The organism is Limimaricola hongkongensis DSM 17492 (assembly GCF_000600975.2).
Taxonomy (GTDB): Bacteria; Pseudomonadota; Alphaproteobacteria; order Rhodobacterales; family Rhodobacteraceae; genus Limimaricola; species Limimaricola hongkongensis.
In genome coordinates this window covers 173,888-188,731 of record NZ_KK088649.1, presented here as the reverse complement: position 1 = coordinate 188,731, position 14,844 = coordinate 173,888, and the positions used below count along the sequence as shown (strand labels likewise).

Below are 14,844 nucleotides of genomic sequence, written 5' to 3'. Positions count from 1 at the left end.
AGTTCACTCGCTGGTCAGGACGGAGGCGCATTGGCCGGGCAGGTCGGCCATGGTGATCTCGCGCTTGGGCGCGGGCTTGGGCGCGTCCGGGTCGGGGGCCGGCGGGTTGAGGATGTTGCGCTGCCATTCGCGCGCCTGATCGCAGCCATCGCCCGGCGGCGGCGGGTCCTGCGGCGTGCAGTTGGTATCGCCCCGCAGACAGTTCAGCCGCACGTGGAAATGCGTGTTGTGCCCGTACCAGGGCCGGATCTTGCCAAGCCAGGACCGATCGCCCGTGGCGCTGTCGCACATCGCGACCTTGGCGCCGGGGAAGATGAAGATCCGCGCCGTGCGCGGGTCCGAGGCCGCGGCCTTGAGCAGCGCCTCATGCGCCGGTGTCCAGTTGCCGTTGGTATAGGCGCCGCCGCGCGCCTGCATGTTGGTGGACGAAATCGACTCGCGCTCGGCCACGCTGAGGGTCAGCCGGTCGGCGGGGCGCAGCCAGATGTCGATGTCGATCCCGGTCTGGTGGCTGGCATGGCCGGTCAGCATCGGCCCGCCGCGCGGCTGGCTCATGTCGCCCACATAGAGACCGTTCCAGCCGGGCAGGGCGGCGGCCTTGCGCGACAGGTCCTGCACGAAGCCGATGGTTTCGGGCTGGGCCCAGTTGCGGTTGCGCGACAGCCGCATCGCCTGCCAAGTCGGACCGGTCTCGGCCAGCTGCGCGCCGCCGGCCTGGCAGCCCTTGGAGTAGAAGCCGATCGATTCGGGACGCTGCGCCGAGCCGGTCGGAACATGGCCGAAGAGCTGTTTGGCGACGCGGGTGTCGCCCGCGTTTTGCGACGAGACCACGGCGCGCGGGGCGGCGGGCTCGCTGTCGCAGGCGGCGAGAAGGCCGAGGCCCAGCAGGGCGGCGGCGAGGGGGCGGATCATGCTGCTCGATCTCCGTTCTTGTCGACCCAGCGTAGCAGGAACAGCGCGATCGCGAACAGCAGGATTACCGGGATCAGCCCGGCGCGCGTGGATCCGCTCATCCATGTGGCGAGCCCGATCGTCATCGGCGCGAGAAAGGCCGTCGCGCGGCCCGACAGGGCGAACAGGCCGAAGGTTTCGGTCGCGCGGGCCGGGTCGGCATGGCGCACCATCAGGCTGCGCGAAGCGGCATAAAGCGCGCCGCCCGCGCCGCCGATCAGCGCGCCGCAGAGATAGAACAGGATGTCGGGCAGCCGCGAGCCGGGCGCCAGCGCCACGCCGAACAGGCTGTCGCGGCTCATCGAGACGACCAGCACCGACACCCCGATCAGCACCCAGACCGAGGCGTGGATCACCGGTTTCGGCCCGAGCCGCGCATCGGCCCGCCCGCCCGCATAGGTCAGCACCGCCGCCGCGATCGCGCCGATGATGCCGAACACCCCGATCTGGACCACCGACCAGCCGAGCACCAGCGTGGCGTAGAGCCCGCCAAAGGCATAGATCGCGGCGAGCGCGTCGCGATAGAGCATCGAGGCGCCAAGGAATGCCGCGAGGCTGGGCCGCCGCGCCACGTCGCGCAGCGTCTCGACCAGCCGCGCCGCGATCACGCCCGGCGTCACCGGCGCCCGCGCGACCGGCCCCGTGTCGCGCACCCATGCGAAGAAGGGGATGATGAACACCGCGTACCACGCCGCGATGATCGGCCCGGTGGCGCGGGTGCCCTCGCGCGCCTCCGGGTCGAGCCCGAAGGCGGGCGGGCGGCCCAGAAGCGTCACCCCCGCCGCGTTCTCGGCGAACAGCAGCAGCACGAGGATCAGCGACACCACCCCGCCCCAATAGCCCAGCGCCGCGCCCGAGCCCGAAATCCGCCCGATCATCGGCCCCGTCGCAAGCGACGGCAGCAGCGCGTTGTTGACGTTGGTCGCAGATTCGGCGGCGACGAAGCCCGCGAAGAACAGCACCAGCGCCGGGATCAGCATCGCCCCGTCGGGCTCCAGCACCCACAGCGCGGCGGCGCAGATCACGGTGATCACCGAAAACCCCGCGATCCACGGCATCCGCCGGCCCGAGGCATCGGCCAGCGCCCCGAGGACCGGCGCGCTGAAGGCGATCACCAGCCCCGCCACCGTCTGCCCCGAAGCCCAGAGCGACTGCGCGCGCGCATCGGCAAGCCCCGGATCGAGCCCTTCGCGGGCAAAGCGCGCGGTGGCGACGGCGGCGAAATAGGGACCGAAGATGAAGGTCAGACCGAGCGTGGCATAGGGCTGCTGGGCCAGGTCGAAGATCATCCAGCCCCAGATCCGTCTTTTCGTCGCCATGCCCGCTCCCCGCCTGCCCGTGGCGCCGGATCAGACAGGGGTGGGGCGCGACTGTCCACACCCGTCTTTCACCGGCCGGCCGGGCAGGGGCCCCGGCCGGGGATTTGCGTATTTGGGGAATGGTGAAAGGAGAGCGCGCGCTGCCCCTTTCACCATTCCGAAAATACGCATGGCGCGACACCGGTCGCGGGCGCGCCGGGGAAGGCGGGCGCGCCTATTCCGCGGCCATCGCCTCGGCCCGGGCATCGGCCATCGGCGGCCAGGGCCGTTCGGCCTCGGCGCGGACCCAGTCGGCGATCCAGTCGGGCATCGGTGGCGAGGCGGTCTCCTGTCCCAGCGCCTCCATCAGCCGCGCCGGGTTCACCACGCCGCCCTTCTTGCGATCGGTGATCGCGAGCCGGACCAGCGCATGGCTGGTGCATTCGCCATCGGCGCGGAACATGCCCTGTTCGGTATAGACATAGCGGTCGTCCCAGCAGACGGCGCGCGAGCGCATCGTCAGGCGCGCAAACCCTTGCACCCGGCGGCGATAGCGCACCGAAACACCCGCCACCGCCATGCCCCAGCCCCGCTTGCGCAGCGCGCCGATCACGCCGATCCGTTGCGACAGCGGCATCCGGCCCAGATCGAACAGCGTCAGCGTCCGGCCATTGTTCAGCTCGTTCCAGAAGTCGAGATCCCATGGCATGACGACATGCCGGCTTTCATGCGTGCCGGTGATCGGCAGCGGCGCATCGCTGCGGTGACGCCAGAACTGCCAGAACATACGGATGAAGGGATACATGCGGGACTCCGGGGACGGGGATCGCCGCGCAAGGTGCGCGAGGGTGACGGACGCGTCAACGGGTGACGCAGGGGCCACAGGGTCGCAGGCCCGGGTGCGCGGGATTGCTCTTGGGGGTTTCGCTCCTTACCTGTCTTGGCGACCCCAAAAGCCCCGGACGGACCGCCCATGACCTCGCTCTACCAGATCCTGATGCTGATCCTCGACATCGCGACCTTCTTCATCTTCGCGCATTTCATCATGAGCTGGCTCATCAGCTTTCAGGTGCTGAACCTGCGCCAGCCGCTGGTGGCGCAGATCTGGGACGGTCTGACCCGGCTTCTGGAGCCGCTCTACGCCCCGGTGCGCCGGATCCTGCCGCAGATGGGCGGGCTCGACCTCGCGCCGCTCGTCGTGCTGGTCGGCATCTATGCCATCGAGATCGTGTTGCGGAACAACGCCGCCGCGTTCCTCTGACGACAGCCCCGGCCCCGGCGCCGGGTCATGCGTATTTTAAGAACAAAGTAACCATGCGCCGCGCTCCATGGGGGCGGCGCCCGCCCCGACCGAGGTGAAGTCACGATGAGCCCCGTCAGCTATCTGCGCGATGTCTTCGGCTTCGACGCCTTCCGCCCCGGTCAGGAGGAGATCGTCGATGCCGTGGCCGCCGGGCGCGACACGCTGGCGATCATGCCCACCGGCGGCGGCAAATCGCTGTGCTACCAGCTTCCCGCCCTGGTGCGCGACGGGGTGACGGTGGTGATCTCGCCGCTGATCGCGCTGATGCGCGATCAGGTGCGCGGCCTGCGCGAGGCCGGGGTCGAGGCGGGCGCGTTGACCTCGGGCAACACGCCCGAGGAAACCGACGCGGTGCTTGAAAGCCTGCGCGAAGGGCGGCTGAAGCTGCTCTACATGGCGCCCGAACGGCTCGCCTCCGGGGCCACGGTGCCGCTTTTGAAACGGGCGGGCGCTTCGCTCATCGCGGTGGACGAGGCGCATTGCGTCAGCCAGTGGGGGCATGATTTCCGGCCCGACTATTTGCGCATCGGCGATCTCAAGCGCGAGCTGGGCGTGCCTCTCGCGGCCTTCACTGCCACCGCCGATGCCGAAACCCGCGAGGAGATCGTCCGCAAGCTGTTCGACGGCCAGCAGCCCGAGACCTTCCTGCGCGGTTTCGACCGGCCCAACATCCACCTCGCCTTTGCCGTGAAGGACGGGCCGCGCCGCCAGATCCTCGATTTCGCGGCGGCGCGGCGGGGCCAGTCCGGCATCGTCTATTGCGGCACCCGCGCCAAGACCGAGGCGCTGGCCGCCGCGCTGCGCGAAGCGGGGCATTCGGCGTTGCACTACCATGGCGGCATGGAGGCCGAAGCGCGGCGCGAGGCCGAGACCCGGTTCCAGCGCGAGGACGGGCTGATCGTCGCCGCCACCATTGCCTTCGGCATGGGCATCGACAAGCCCGACATCCGCTGGGTCGCGCATGCCGACCTGCCGAAAAGCATCGAGGCCTACTATCAGGAGATCGGCCGCGCGGGCCGCGACGGGGCGCCGTCGGAGACGCTGACGCTCTATGGCCCCGATGACATCCGCTACCGCCGCCAGCAGATCGACGAGGGGCTGGCACCGCCCGAACGCCGCGCTGCCGATCATGGCCGGCTCAACGCCCTTCTGGGGCTGGCCGAGGCGCTCGATTGCCGCCGCCGCGTGCTTTTGGGCTATTTCGGCGAGGCGCCGGAGGCGGCCTGCGGCCATTGCGATCTGTGCGACAAGCCGCCCGAGACCTTCGACGCGACCCAGCCGGTGCGCATGGCGCTCTCGGCGGCGCTTCGGACCGATGAGCGGTTCGGCGCGGGGCACCTGATCGACATCGTCATGGGCAATGCCACCGACAAGGTGAAGCAACGCGGCCACGAGGATCTGCCGACCTTCGGCGTCGGCAAGGGGCACTCCAAGGCACAGTGGCAGGCGATCTTCCGGCAGATCATGGGCCGCGACCTGATGCGCCCCGACCCCGAACGGCACGGCGCGCTGCGCATGACCGAGGCCGCCCGCCCGATCCTGCGCGGCGAAGAGAGCATCGTGCTGCGCCGCGACACGATCAAATCCGCCCGCTCCGGTCCCAAGGTGCGCGAGATGGTCTCCGAGGAGGACGCGCCGCTGCTGTCGGCGCTGAAAGCCAAGCGGCGCGCGCTGGCCGAGGCGGCGAACCTGCCCGCCTACATCATCTTCACCGACCGCACCCTGATCGAGATGGCCGAGAAGAAGCCCGGAACGCTCGACGAAATGGCGCGGATCGGCGGGGTGGGGGCCAAGAAGCTCGAAAGCTACGGGCGCGCGTTTCTGGAGGTCATCACCGGCGCATCGGAAGATCTGCACCCGGCGCGGCGCAAGCTCGCCGCGCGCGGCGCGGGCTCGGTCTATGACCGGCTGATGGCGGCGCAGGCGGAATTGCTGCGCGGCGAAGACGGCCATGACAAGCCGATGAGCTGCTCGGCCAAGGAGCTGGCGCGGGTGGCCGGTGCGCGCCCGCGCGACATGGAGGCGATGGAGCGGCTCGTGGGCGCGCGCCACGCCGAACGCTTCGGCGCGGCCTTTCTGCAGGTGCTCGAGGACAGCGCCGGGGAGGCATAGGCGAGGCGGTCGCCGAAGGCAGGCCGCGGAATCGTGGACAGGGTGGCCGGCCCCGTGCCAGCATCATGCGAACGCCTCGGGAGATCCGCGATGACCGGCACCACCGGCACCACCATCGCCAGCGTGATCTGGCACAGGCTCGACCGCGACGGCACCGATCGCTGTCGTCTCGCGCGGCTCGACGCGGGCTGGCTGATCGTCGGCCATGCCCGCTGGGACGAGGCGGGCGAAGAGATGGCGCTCGATTACGCGCTGCGCTGCGATCCGGGCTGGAACTGCCGCTCGGTCGATATCACCGGGCTGCGCGGCGACCGCGCCGTGGCCTACCGGATCGCGCGGCAGGGCGACGGTTTCGCGCTCGAAGGCCAGGCGCCGGTGCCGGGCACCGATCTCGATCTCGGTTTCACCCCGGCCTGGATGCTGGTGCCGCTCAACCGGCTCGATCTGCCGCAGGCGCGCCCCTACGAGATCGGGACGGCCCGTCTGCGCGCCACCGATGGCGGACGGCTGGTGCCGCTCGGGCACAGCTTCTGCCGGGTTCGGAGCGGCATGGATCACGCGATCCCGGCGCTCGGGCGCGATGCGCGCGTCACGCTCGACGAGACCGGTTTCGTCACCGAAGATCCGGGCCTGTGGCACGGGGTAGTGACACCGGGCGGCTGAGCGGGCGGAACCGGGGCCGCCGGCAGCGGTTGGGACCGCATTGCCCGACCGCCCAAGGATGCCCCCATGCAGTTCCAACTCGACATCAACGGCGAGACGCATGCGCTCGACCTCGACACGCGCACCACGCTGCTCGACGCGCTGCGCGAGCATCTCGGCCTGACCGGTTCCAAGAAGGGCTGCGATCACGGCCAGTGCGGCGCCTGCACCGTCATGGTGAACGGGCGGCGCATCAACTCCTGCCTGACGCTGGCCTGCATGCATGAGGGCGACGAGATCACCACGATCGAGGGGCTGGGCACGCCTGACGCGCTGTCACCGCTGCAGCGCGCCTTCGTCGAGCATGACGGCTATCAATGCGGCTACTGCACCTCGGGCCAGATCTGCTCGGCCACCGCGATGCTGGCCGAGATCGAGGCGGGCTGGCCCAGCAACGTCACCGGCGATCTCGAAGCGCGCGTCGAAGCCTCGATCGAGGAAATCTCCGAACGGATGAGCGGCAACCTGTGCCGCTGCTCCTGCTATCCGGGCATCGTCGACGCGATCCGGCAGGTGACGAAAGAGGAGGCAGGGGCATGAGGGCCTTTGATTACGTCCGCGCGGGCGACACCGGGGAGGCGCTGCGCCAAGGGGCGGGCGAAGAGACCCGCTTCATCGCAGGCGGCACCAACCTCCTGGACCTGATGAAGCTCGAGGTGATGGCGCCGGGCAAGCTCGTCGACATCACCCGGCTCGACCTGGGCCGGATCGGGGAGACCGACGAGGGCGGGCTCAGGATCGGCGCGCTGGTCACCAATTCCGATCTCGCCGCCGACGCGCGGGTGCGCCGCGACTGGCCGGTGCTGAGCCGGGCGCTGCTCGCGGGCGCCAGCGGCCAGCTCAGGAACAAGGCGACCACGGGCGGCAACCTGTTGCAGCGCACGCGGTGCTATTACTTCTACGACCGGGGCGAGCCCTGCAACAAGCGCGAGCCCGGCTCGGGCTGCGCCGCGCAGGGCGGCATGAACCGCATCCTCGCGATCCTGGGCACCTCCGACCACTGCATCGCCACGCATCCCTCCGACATGGCGGTCGCCATGCAGGCCCTGGGCGCGCGGGTCGAGATCGAAGGGCAGGATGGCGCCCGCGAGGTGGAGCTGTCCGAATTCTACCGCCTGCCGGGCGATACGCCGCATATCGAGACCGTGCTGGCGCCGGGCGAGCTGATCACCGCCGTGATCCTGCCCCCGCCCGCGGGCGGCAGGCAGGTCTACCGCAAGGTGCGCGACCGCTCCTCCTATGCCTTCGCGCTGGTTTCCGTCGCCGCCGTGGTGACGGTCGAGGAGGGCAGGATCGCCCGCGCGCAATTGGCCTTCGGCGGGCTTGGCCCGATGCCATGGCGCGATGCGAGAGTGGAGCAGGCGCTCATTGGCGAAACACCCACCAAGGCGCTGTTCGACCGCGCCGCCGATATCCTTCTCGCGGATGCGAAGGGCCATGGCGGCAATGATTTCAAGATCCCGCTGGCGCGGCGCACGCTCGCCGCCGTTCTGACGCAGGCGACGGAGGCCGCAGCATGACCCTGGAGACCACGCGCCACCTCAAGCACGACACGCCCGACCGCGACCGCCGTCTCGACGGCATGGCCCAGGGCGTGATCGGCACCGACATGGACCGGCCCGAAGGCGCCCTGAAGGTGTCGGGACAGGCCACCTATGCCGCCGAGGCGCATCCCGAGAGCATGGCCCACGGCTACCTCGTGCGCGCCGCCACCATCGGCCGGATCACCGGGTCGAACGCCGACGCGGTCCGGGCGATGCCCGGCGTGCTCCACGTGCTCGAAGACGAGCGGATGATCCGCAACGCCGCGCAGGGCATGGCCGGTGAATCGCCGGTCCAGAAGCAGGGCCGGTCGTGGTATGTCGGCCAGCCCGTCGCCTGCGTCGTGGCCGAAAGCTTCGAGCAGGCGCGCCACGCCGCGCAGGCGATGATGGTGACGATCGAGCCCGACGGCACCCATGTCTTCGACGCGGAGGCCGAGGGCGCCGAGATCGAGACGCCCGAGAAGAAGCAGGTCTCGCAGGGCGATCTCGACGGTGCCATGGCCTCTGCCGCCTTCTCCGTCGACCACGATTACCGCACGCCGTCGATGTCGAGCGCGGCGATGGAGCCGCACGCCTCGATCGCCCAGTGGGAGGACGGCGCGGTGACGCTGCGCGGCTCCTACCAGCTTTTGCGCTTCAACAAGAACGAGCTGGCCGACGTGCTGGGCGTTTCGCCCGACAAGGTCCGCATCCTGTCGCCCTATGTCGGCGGCGGCTTCGGCTCCAAGCTCGGCCTCGCGCCCGAGGCCGTGGCGGCGGCGCTGGCGGCAAAGGTGCTGGAGCGGCCCGTTCAGGTGGTGATGCACCGCCGTCAGGTGTTCGAGACCGTCACCCGCCGCTCGGAGACGAAGCAGCGCATCCGGCTCGCCTGCGATGCGGATGGCAAGCTGACCGGGATCGGCCACGAGAACCTCGTGAGCCAGCTGCCCGAGGAGACCTTCTCCGAGCCGGTCGCGCAGGGCACGCATTTCCAGTATGCCGCGCCCAACCGGGTCGTCGGGCACCACATCGCCCGCATCCGCCGCCCCGCCGCCGGATCGGTCCGTGCGCCGGGCGAGGCGGTGGGCGTCACCGCCTTCGAGATCGCGGTGGACGAGCTGGCCAAGAAAGCGGGCATCGACCCGCTTGAATTCCGGCTCAGGAACGTGCCGACCGAGGATCCCGAAACCGGCAAGCCGTTTTCGTCGTCGACCATGGAGGCGACGCTGCGCGAGGGGGCCAGGCGGTTCGGCTGGACCCATACTGCGCCGCGCCAGCGCCGCGAGGGCGAATGGTGGATCGGCACCGGCATGGCGGGCGCGGTGCGCGTCAACATGATGATCGAGGCGCGCGCCCGGGTCGTGCTGACCGGCGCGGGCGTCCGGGTCGAGACCGACATGACCGATATCGGCACCGGCTCCTACGCGATCCTGACGCAGGTCGCGGCCGAGATGCTGGGCCACGCGCCCGCGCAGGTGCAGACGATCCTCGGGGACACCGACCTGCCGCCCGCCTCCGGCTCGGGCGGCAGCTTCGGCGCGGCCTCGACCTCCACCGCCGTCTATCTCGCCTGCATGGAGCTGCGCGAGCGGCTGGCGGCCAAGATCGGCGTCAAGGAAGGCGAGCTGACGCTCAAGGACGGTTACGCGATCCACGCCAACCGCCAGACCCCGCTCTCGGAGATCATGGGCGAGGAGGAGTGGCGCGCGCTGGGCCATCTGAAGCCGGGCCGCGCCGGGCAGGACGTGCGGCAGGCGACATGGGGCGCGATCTTCGCCGAGGTGGCGGTCAACGACACCACCGGCGAGACCCGCGTGCGCCGGATGGACGGCACCTATGCCTGTGGCCGGGTGCTCAACCTCAAGACCGCGCGCTCGCAATGCCATGGCGGCATGATCTGGGGCATCGGCCTCGCGCTGACCGAGGCGCTGGAGCACGACCCGCGCGACGGCCACATGGTCAACCGCGATCTCGCGGAATACCACGTGCCGGTCAATCTCGACGTGCCGCAGCTTGGCGTGCATTTCCTCGAGGAGCGCGACGACTGGGCCAATCCCTTGCAGGCCAAGGGCATCGGTGAGCTGGCGATCTGCGGCTCCGGCGCCGCCGTCGTCAACGCCATCGAGAATGCCTGCGGCGTGCGGGTGCGGACCCTGCCCGCGACGCTCGATCAGGTGATGGAGGGGCTGATCGCCCGCGGCTGATCCGCGCACGGGCCCGATTGACCCGATTCGACACGATCACGTGTCGGGTCGGGGATTGGATGCGGACGTGATAGCATATATCTCCGGCTCGACTGGGGCATCAGTCGCTGAGACGATCAAGGAGATCCCGATGAAGTTGCTGTCACGAGGCGCGGCGCTGGCCTTGGCCGGTTTCGGGCTGCTGCAGGCCCCGGCACAGGCGCAGGACATCGCCAATGGCGAAATGCAGTTCGGCCGGCAATGCGTGGCCTGCCACGTGGTGCGCGACCCCGAGGGCCAGGTTCTGGCCGGGCGCACCGCGCGCACCGGGCCCAATCTCCACGGGCTCGAAGGCCGGGTGATCGGCTCGGTCGAGGGATTCCGCTACGGCGATGCGCTGGGCGAGCTGCGCGCGCGCGACGTCACCTGGAACGAAGAACGGTTCCTGGGCTACGTGCAGGATCCGACGGCATGGCTGCGCAGGACGCTCGACGATCGCCGGGCGCGCGGCAAGATGGCCTACAGGGTGCGCGATCCGCAGGACGCGGCGGATATCTACGCCTATCTGCGGTCATTGTCGGGCGCGCGCGCGGCGGCGAACTGAGGCGAACTGTCCGGGATCAGCCCAGCAGGCCGGCCTTCTCCATGTAGATCCTGAGCCACGGGGTATAGCGTTCGGGGCGCCGCGCCAGATCGGCGCGCAACGCCTCGGGCGTGATCCAGGCGGTGTCTTGCACCTCGGCGGGCGCGGGGTGGGGGCGCGGCTCCTCCGTGGGTTCGCTGACGAAGACCTCGACCAGCTCGTGCTCGGTGAGGCCCGCGCCGACATCGGCGCGGTACTCGATCCGCCCGGCCGGGCGCAGCGGCAGCCCTTTGAGGCCCAGCTCCTCGGCCAGCCGCCTTTCGGCGCAGTCGATGGCCGCCTCGCCCCAGTCGGGATGCGTGCAGCAGCTGTTCGCCCAGAGCCCCGGCGTGTGGTACTTGCCCGCCGCCCGTTGCTGCAGCAGCGTTCGGCCCTGCCACATCACGAAGACGCTGACCGCCGGATGACGCAGCCCGCGCGCATGCACCTCGATCTTGTCGACCGGCACCAGCCGTTCTCCGACCCAGGCCGGAATCTCGAAGTTGTCGGTGCCGTCGCGCATGGAACTGTCCTTTCGAAGCCGGTGAAGCGATCAGAAGCCGGGCGCGGGATCCGGCTCCGGGCCGGAGGCGGGCAACGGCGCGGCCCCCGGCAGCGGCGCGGGCGCGGGGCGGGTCTGCACCACCATCTGGTTGCCGATCGCATCGCAGGTCACGGTGACGATCTCCTCCCCGTCCCGAAAGCGCACGATGCGGCTGTCGGAGGTCTCGGCGAGCATGGCGGGGTCCTGACCGATCCGGGCCGCCGTCTCGTCGATCCGCGCAAGGCACTGCTGGAACGCCATCGGCACCGCCTGGTCGGCGGGCGCGCTGGCGGGCAGCGCGCCGCACCCGGCCAGCAGCGCCAGCCCGAGCCCCGCGAGCCCCATGTTCCGTGCCGTGATCCGCGTCATGCCGTCTCTCCCGTTTGAATGCCGGCGCAGACTGCCGCGCGGGGCAGGCGGCGTCCAGTGCCGATCATGTCCCGGCCCCGTTCAGAAGCGCCGCGAAGCCCGCGCGCATGCTGCCCTTCGTATAGGGTTTCTTGAGCGCCGGCGCCTTGGGATAGGCCGCGGCGATGTCGTCGGTGGCGCCGTAGCCCGTGGCGAGCAGGAAGGGCACGCCGCGCGCGCGCAGCGCCTCGGCCACCGGCACCGAGGTCTCGTGCCCGAGATTGACGTCGAGCAGCGCGAGGTCGAAGCTGCCCGTCTCGATCAGCCGCAGCGCCTCGCCCACGCCGCTGGCCGTGACCACGTCGTCGCAACCCAGCTCGGACAGGATGTCGGCGGCGTCCATGGCGATGATCATGTTGTCCTCGACCACCAGCGCCCGGCCCGACAGTCTAACAGCCGTCCCGGCGCGGTCCCGCGCGGTGTCGCTCTTGGCCGGGGCGGGGCGGACCGGATCGGCGCTGACGAAGCGGGCGGGAATGCGGAACCGCGCCTCGAGACCGGTGAGCGCGAAATGCAGGTCGGCTTCGCCGCCCAGCTCGAACGGGATCGAGCGTTCGATCACCGTGGTGCCGAAGCCGCGCCCGGCAGGCGGTCGCACCGGCGCGCCGCCCCGCTCGCGCCAGTCGATCCGCAGCGCGCCGTCGGCGCAGCGGGTCAGCTCCACCTCCACCCACCCGTGCAGCGCGCGCAGCGCGCCGTATTTCGCGGCATTGGTGACCAGCTCGTGCAGCACCAGCGCCAGCGCCGAGAACGCCTCCGGGGCGAGCGCCACGTCCGTGCCGGTGATCTGCACCCGCTGGCGATGGGCGGCGATGAAGGCGTCGATCTCGGTCTCGATCAGCCCGCGGAGCGAAGCCGTCTCGCCCTGCGCGCCGGTGAGCTGGTCATGCGCCCGCGCCAGCGCATCGATGCGCCCGTCGAGGATGCGGCCATAATCGTCCATGCTGGCGGCGCCGGAGCGGCTTTGCGACACGAGGCTGCGGACCAGGTTGAGAATGTTGCGCACCCGGTGGTTCAGCTCGGCGATCATCAATTCCTGACGCTCCTGCGCGCGCTTGCGCTCGGCGATGGAATCATCGGCGATCTTGAGCACCACCTCCAGCAGCGTGATGCGCAGCGTCTCGGCGGCGGCGATGTCGCCATCGCTCCAGGGCGCGCTCTGGTGGCGCACCGTCTGGCTCCAGGCCTCGAAGCTCTTGCGCGGGGTCAGGCGCAGCCCGTTCGGCCCGGGCTGCGCCGGCTTGGCCGGGTCGCCCGCCCAGGTGACCGTCTCGACCTGTTCGCGGCGGAACAGCACGACATAGTCGCGCGGGCCCCGGCTGATCGGCAGCGCCAGGATGCCCGCGACCGGCGCCGCAAAGCCGCCCGAGGCGGGGTAGGCGTCGATCAGCCGGTCGATGGCATGGACCCGGCCCGCATCGACCCCGCCAAGATGCTGCCGCAGCCCGGCGAAGTCCTCGCGCGTGGGGGCAAGCCCGGTCGCGTGGTAGCGGTCGTTGATCCACAGGGCGATGCCGTCGCAGGCGATCACCTCGCCGATCTCGCGGGCGATGCCGTCGAAATTGTCGGCGATCGCGGTGCCGTCGGTCATCCGCGACAGCATCGCGCCGTGCAGCGCCCGCGCCCGCGCGATCTGGCCGCGCTCGGCCCCGGTCTCGACGGCGGCGATCTCGTAGGACAGAAGCTGGGTGAACAGCTCCACCGCCGAGCGTTTCTGGTAATCGACGTAATGCGGGGTGGAATGGTGGCAGGCGATCAGCCCCCACAGCTTGCCATCGCGCAGGATCGACACCGACATCGACGCCGCGACCCCCATGTTGCGCAGGTATTCGAGATGGATCGGCGACACCGCCCGCGTCACCGACAGCGACAGGTCGAGCCTTTGGCCCGCCGCGTCGAGCGCCGGAAGGATCGGCTGCGGGGCGGCGTCGACGTCGCGGATCAGCCGGATCGGGTTGCGCTCGTAGAGCGCGCGCGCCTGCGGGGGGATGTCGCTCGCCGGAAAGCGCAGCCCGAGAAAGGGCGCAAGGCCGGGTGCGGCGGCCTCGGCGATCACCCGGCCGCTGTCGTCGCGCTGGAACTGGTAGATCATCACCCGGTCGAACCCGGTGAGCGCCTTCATCGCGCGCGCCGCCTCGCGCGCCATCGCCACGATCTCGGGGCGGCGGCGCACCCGCGCGATCAACGGCTGGACCAGGGACATCTCGTCGCGCGTGCCGGTGTCGTCCTTCGGTTCGAGCTCGAACAGGTAATGCGCCCCGGACAGGTGCACCGACATGTCGAAGACCCGGCCATCGCCGAGTGGCTCGATCCCGTAGATCCGCGCCGCCCCCGTGCCATGGCCGAGCATCTGCAACCGGCCCCGGATGTCGTGCAGCACGCCGCGCGCGAACAGCCCGGCCAGATCGGTTCCTATCAGGGTTTCGGCCGCGTGGCCGAGCATGTCGCCGGTATTGGCCGAGGCATGGTCGATCACCCAGTCGCGCGACACCGCGAGCAGGCAGCCATAGGGCTGCACATGGCCGAGAAACTGGATCTGTTCGCGGGCGCAATTGTCGAGATCGACGGGCGCATCGCCCGGTGAATCGGTCATTCAGACGGTCCGTTCGCTCTGGGCGGCGGTCGGGGCCGCGAAAGACTGCGTGCCAGCCTGACCGGCAGCCAGGAAAAGATCAAACAACTGACCGGCTTCGTGCACCACCAGGTCCGCTTCCGTACCTTGGTCCGGCAGGGCCCCGGCCCGGTCGCAAAAGGCGCGCCAGTCCTGCGCCATCGGCGGCAGCGACAGATAGGCCCCGGCCGCGAGCAGCACCGGGTCGCGCGCCGCGGCCCAGCGCCGCCGCAGCAGCTGGCTGCCCAGCCGAGAGCCGAGCAGCACGTAGTCCTGCGCCATGCTGCGCGTCAGCCGCAGCGGCGCGGGCCCGGCGTCCGGCGCATGATCCAGCACGCCGAGATCGGCGTCGATCGCCGCGATCATCCGGTCGAGCAGCAGCGCCCCCGTCAGCCCGCCGGGAGCGGGCCGTATCGCGGCAAAGGCGGTGCGGTGGGCGGCGAGAAACCCCGACAGGCCGGGCCGCGTCGTCAGGTCGAACCGCGAAAAGCAGGCGTCGAGCCGTGCGTGCCGCGCGGCGAGATCCCGCCTCAGGCGGCTGCGAAGCGGCGTCTGGCAAACCGTCAATTCCGTCGTTCCTCGTGATC

Annotated in this window: 14 protein-coding genes; 7 read left to right on the top strand and 7 right to left on the bottom strand. The window is 70.4% G+C overall.

What is annotated here, in order from left to right; translation table 11 throughout:
* Positions 1-3: 3 nt before the first annotated feature.
* The 3 genes from mepA to LOKHON_RS02930 all read right to left on the bottom strand — a co-directional run bounded on the left by mepA (position 4) and on the right by LOKHON_RS02930 (position 3,054).
* Positions 4-912, bottom strand: a complete 909-nt coding sequence (gene mepA / locus LOKHON_RS02940) for a penicillin-insensitive murein endopeptidase (RefSeq protein WP_017927898.1) — start codon at positions 910-912, stop codon at positions 4-6.
* Positions 909-2,270, bottom strand: a complete 1,362-nt coding sequence (locus LOKHON_RS02935; RefSeq protein WP_026147406.1) for an MFS transporter — start codon at positions 2,268-2,270, stop codon at positions 909-911. The genes mepA and LOKHON_RS02935 overlap by 4 nt, the downstream gene beginning before the upstream one ends.
* Before the next feature lie 214 nt (positions 2,271-2,484).
* Positions 2,485-3,054 (bottom strand): acyl-CoA thioesterase, encoded by a 570-nt coding sequence (locus LOKHON_RS02930; RefSeq protein WP_017927900.1) that lies wholly within the window; start codon positions 3,052-3,054, stop codon positions 2,485-2,487.
* 168 nt (positions 3,055-3,222) lie between these two features.
* Here LOKHON_RS02930 and LOKHON_RS02925 point away from each other — a divergent pair, with 168 nt between their 5' ends.
* From LOKHON_RS02925 to LOKHON_RS02895, 7 genes are all read left to right on the top strand, one after another.
* The gene (locus LOKHON_RS02925; RefSeq protein ID WP_017927901.1) at positions 3,223-3,510 is read left to right on the top strand and encodes a YggT family protein; all 288 of its coding nucleotides are present in this window, start codon (positions 3,223-3,225) and stop codon (positions 3,508-3,510) included.
* Positions 3,511-3,615: 105 nt separating this feature from the next.
* On the top strand, positions 3,616-5,664 hold the full coding sequence (recQ, locus tag LOKHON_RS02920) for a DNA helicase RecQ (protein ID WP_017927902.1): 2,049 nt from the start codon (positions 3,616-3,618) through the stop codon (positions 5,662-5,664).
* 90 nt (positions 5,665-5,754) lie between these two features.
* Positions 5,755-6,327, top strand: coding sequence for a putative glycolipid-binding domain-containing protein (locus LOKHON_RS02915; RefSeq protein WP_017927903.1), 573 nt, complete (start codon positions 5,755-5,757; stop codon positions 6,325-6,327).
* Between the two features lie 66 nt (positions 6,328-6,393).
* On the top strand, positions 6,394-6,906 hold the full coding sequence (locus LOKHON_RS02910) for a 2Fe-2S iron-sulfur cluster-binding protein (protein WP_017927904.1): 513 nt from the start codon (positions 6,394-6,396) through the stop codon (positions 6,904-6,906).
* Entirely contained in the window at positions 6,903-7,886 is a 984-nt protein-coding gene (locus LOKHON_RS02905; RefSeq protein ID WP_017927905.1) for an FAD binding domain-containing protein, read from the top strand. Before LOKHON_RS02910 ends, LOKHON_RS02905 begins: the two co-directional genes overlap by 4 nt.
* Positions 7,883-10,093 (top strand): xanthine dehydrogenase family protein molybdopterin-binding subunit, encoded by a 2,211-nt coding sequence (locus LOKHON_RS02900; RefSeq protein ID WP_017927906.1) that lies wholly within the window; start codon positions 7,883-7,885, stop codon positions 10,091-10,093. Before LOKHON_RS02905 ends, LOKHON_RS02900 begins: the two co-directional genes overlap by 4 nt.
* Before the next feature lie 130 nt (positions 10,094-10,223).
* Positions 10,224-10,676: a c-type cytochrome gene (locus tag LOKHON_RS02895; protein WP_017927907.1), complete on the top strand. Its 453-nt coding sequence runs from the start codon at positions 10,224-10,226 to the stop codon at positions 10,674-10,676.
* Between the two features lie 16 nt (positions 10,677-10,692).
* On the opposite strand, the gene LOKHON_RS02890 is transcribed toward LOKHON_RS02895, so the two are convergent.
* The 4 genes from LOKHON_RS02890 to LOKHON_RS02875 all read right to left on the bottom strand — a co-directional run bounded on the left by LOKHON_RS02890 (position 10,693) and on the right by LOKHON_RS02875 (position 14,824).
* Positions 10,693-11,217 carry an isopentenyl-diphosphate Delta-isomerase gene (locus LOKHON_RS02890; RefSeq protein WP_017927908.1) on the bottom strand — a complete coding sequence of 175 codons (525 nt, stop codon included), beginning with the start codon at positions 11,215-11,217 and terminating at the stop codon, positions 10,693-10,695.
* Positions 11,218-11,247: 30 nt separating this feature from the next.
* On the bottom strand, positions 11,248-11,607 hold the full coding sequence (locus LOKHON_RS02885; protein WP_017927909.1) for a hypothetical protein: 360 nt from the start codon (positions 11,605-11,607) through the stop codon (positions 11,248-11,250).
* Between the two features lie 64 nt (positions 11,608-11,671).
* A complete protein-coding gene (locus tag LOKHON_RS02880) occupies positions 11,672-14,239 on the bottom strand; it encodes an HWE histidine kinase domain-containing protein (protein ID WP_017927910.1) in 2,568 nt (855 codons plus the stop codon).
* Positions 14,240-14,824 carry a heme oxygenase-like domain-containing protein gene (locus tag LOKHON_RS02875; RefSeq protein ID WP_017927911.1) on the bottom strand — a complete coding sequence of 195 codons (585 nt, stop codon included), beginning with the start codon at positions 14,822-14,824 and terminating at the stop codon, positions 14,240-14,242.
* Positions 14,825-14,844 lie beyond the last annotated feature (20 nt).

Bases quoted from the DNA above. Each gene is read 5' to 3' on its own strand.
- mepA (WP_017927898.1), bottom strand. From the start codon at position 912: ATGATCCGCCCCCTCGCCGCCGCCCTGCTGGGCCTCGGCCTTCTCGCC.
- LOKHON_RS02935 (WP_026147406.1), bottom strand. From the start codon at position 2,270: ATGGCGACGAAAAGACGGATCTGGGGCTGGATGATCTTCGACCTGGCC.
- LOKHON_RS02930 (WP_017927900.1), bottom strand. From the start codon at position 3,054: ATGTATCCCTTCATCCGTATGTTCTGGCAGTTCTGGCGTCACCGCAGC.
- LOKHON_RS02925 (WP_017927901.1), top strand. From the start codon at position 3,223: ATGACCTCGCTCTACCAGATCCTGATGCTGATCCTCGACATCGCGACC.
- recQ (WP_017927902.1), top strand. From the start codon at position 3,616: ATGAGCCCCGTCAGCTATCTGCGCGATGTCTTCGGCTTCGACGCCTTC.
- LOKHON_RS02915 (WP_017927903.1), top strand. From the start codon at position 5,755: ATGACCGGCACCACCGGCACCACCATCGCCAGCGTGATCTGGCACAGG.
- LOKHON_RS02910 (WP_017927904.1), top strand. From the start codon at position 6,394: ATGCAGTTCCAACTCGACATCAACGGCGAGACGCATGCGCTCGACCTC.
- LOKHON_RS02905 (WP_017927905.1), top strand. From the start codon at position 6,903: ATGAGGGCCTTTGATTACGTCCGCGCGGGCGACACCGGGGAGGCGCTG.
- LOKHON_RS02900 (WP_017927906.1), top strand. From the start codon at position 7,883: ATGACCCTGGAGACCACGCGCCACCTCAAGCACGACACGCCCGACCGC.
- LOKHON_RS02895 (WP_017927907.1), top strand. From the start codon at position 10,224: ATGAAGTTGCTGTCACGAGGCGCGGCGCTGGCCTTGGCCGGTTTCGGG.
- LOKHON_RS02890 (WP_017927908.1), bottom strand. From the start codon at position 11,217: ATGCGCGACGGCACCGACAACTTCGAGATTCCGGCCTGGGTCGGAGAA.
- LOKHON_RS02885 (WP_017927909.1), bottom strand. From the start codon at position 11,607: ATGACGCGGATCACGGCACGGAACATGGGGCTCGCGGGGCTCGGGCTG.
- LOKHON_RS02880 (WP_017927910.1), bottom strand. From the start codon at position 14,239: ATGACCGATTCACCGGGCGATGCGCCCGTCGATCTCGACAATTGCGCC.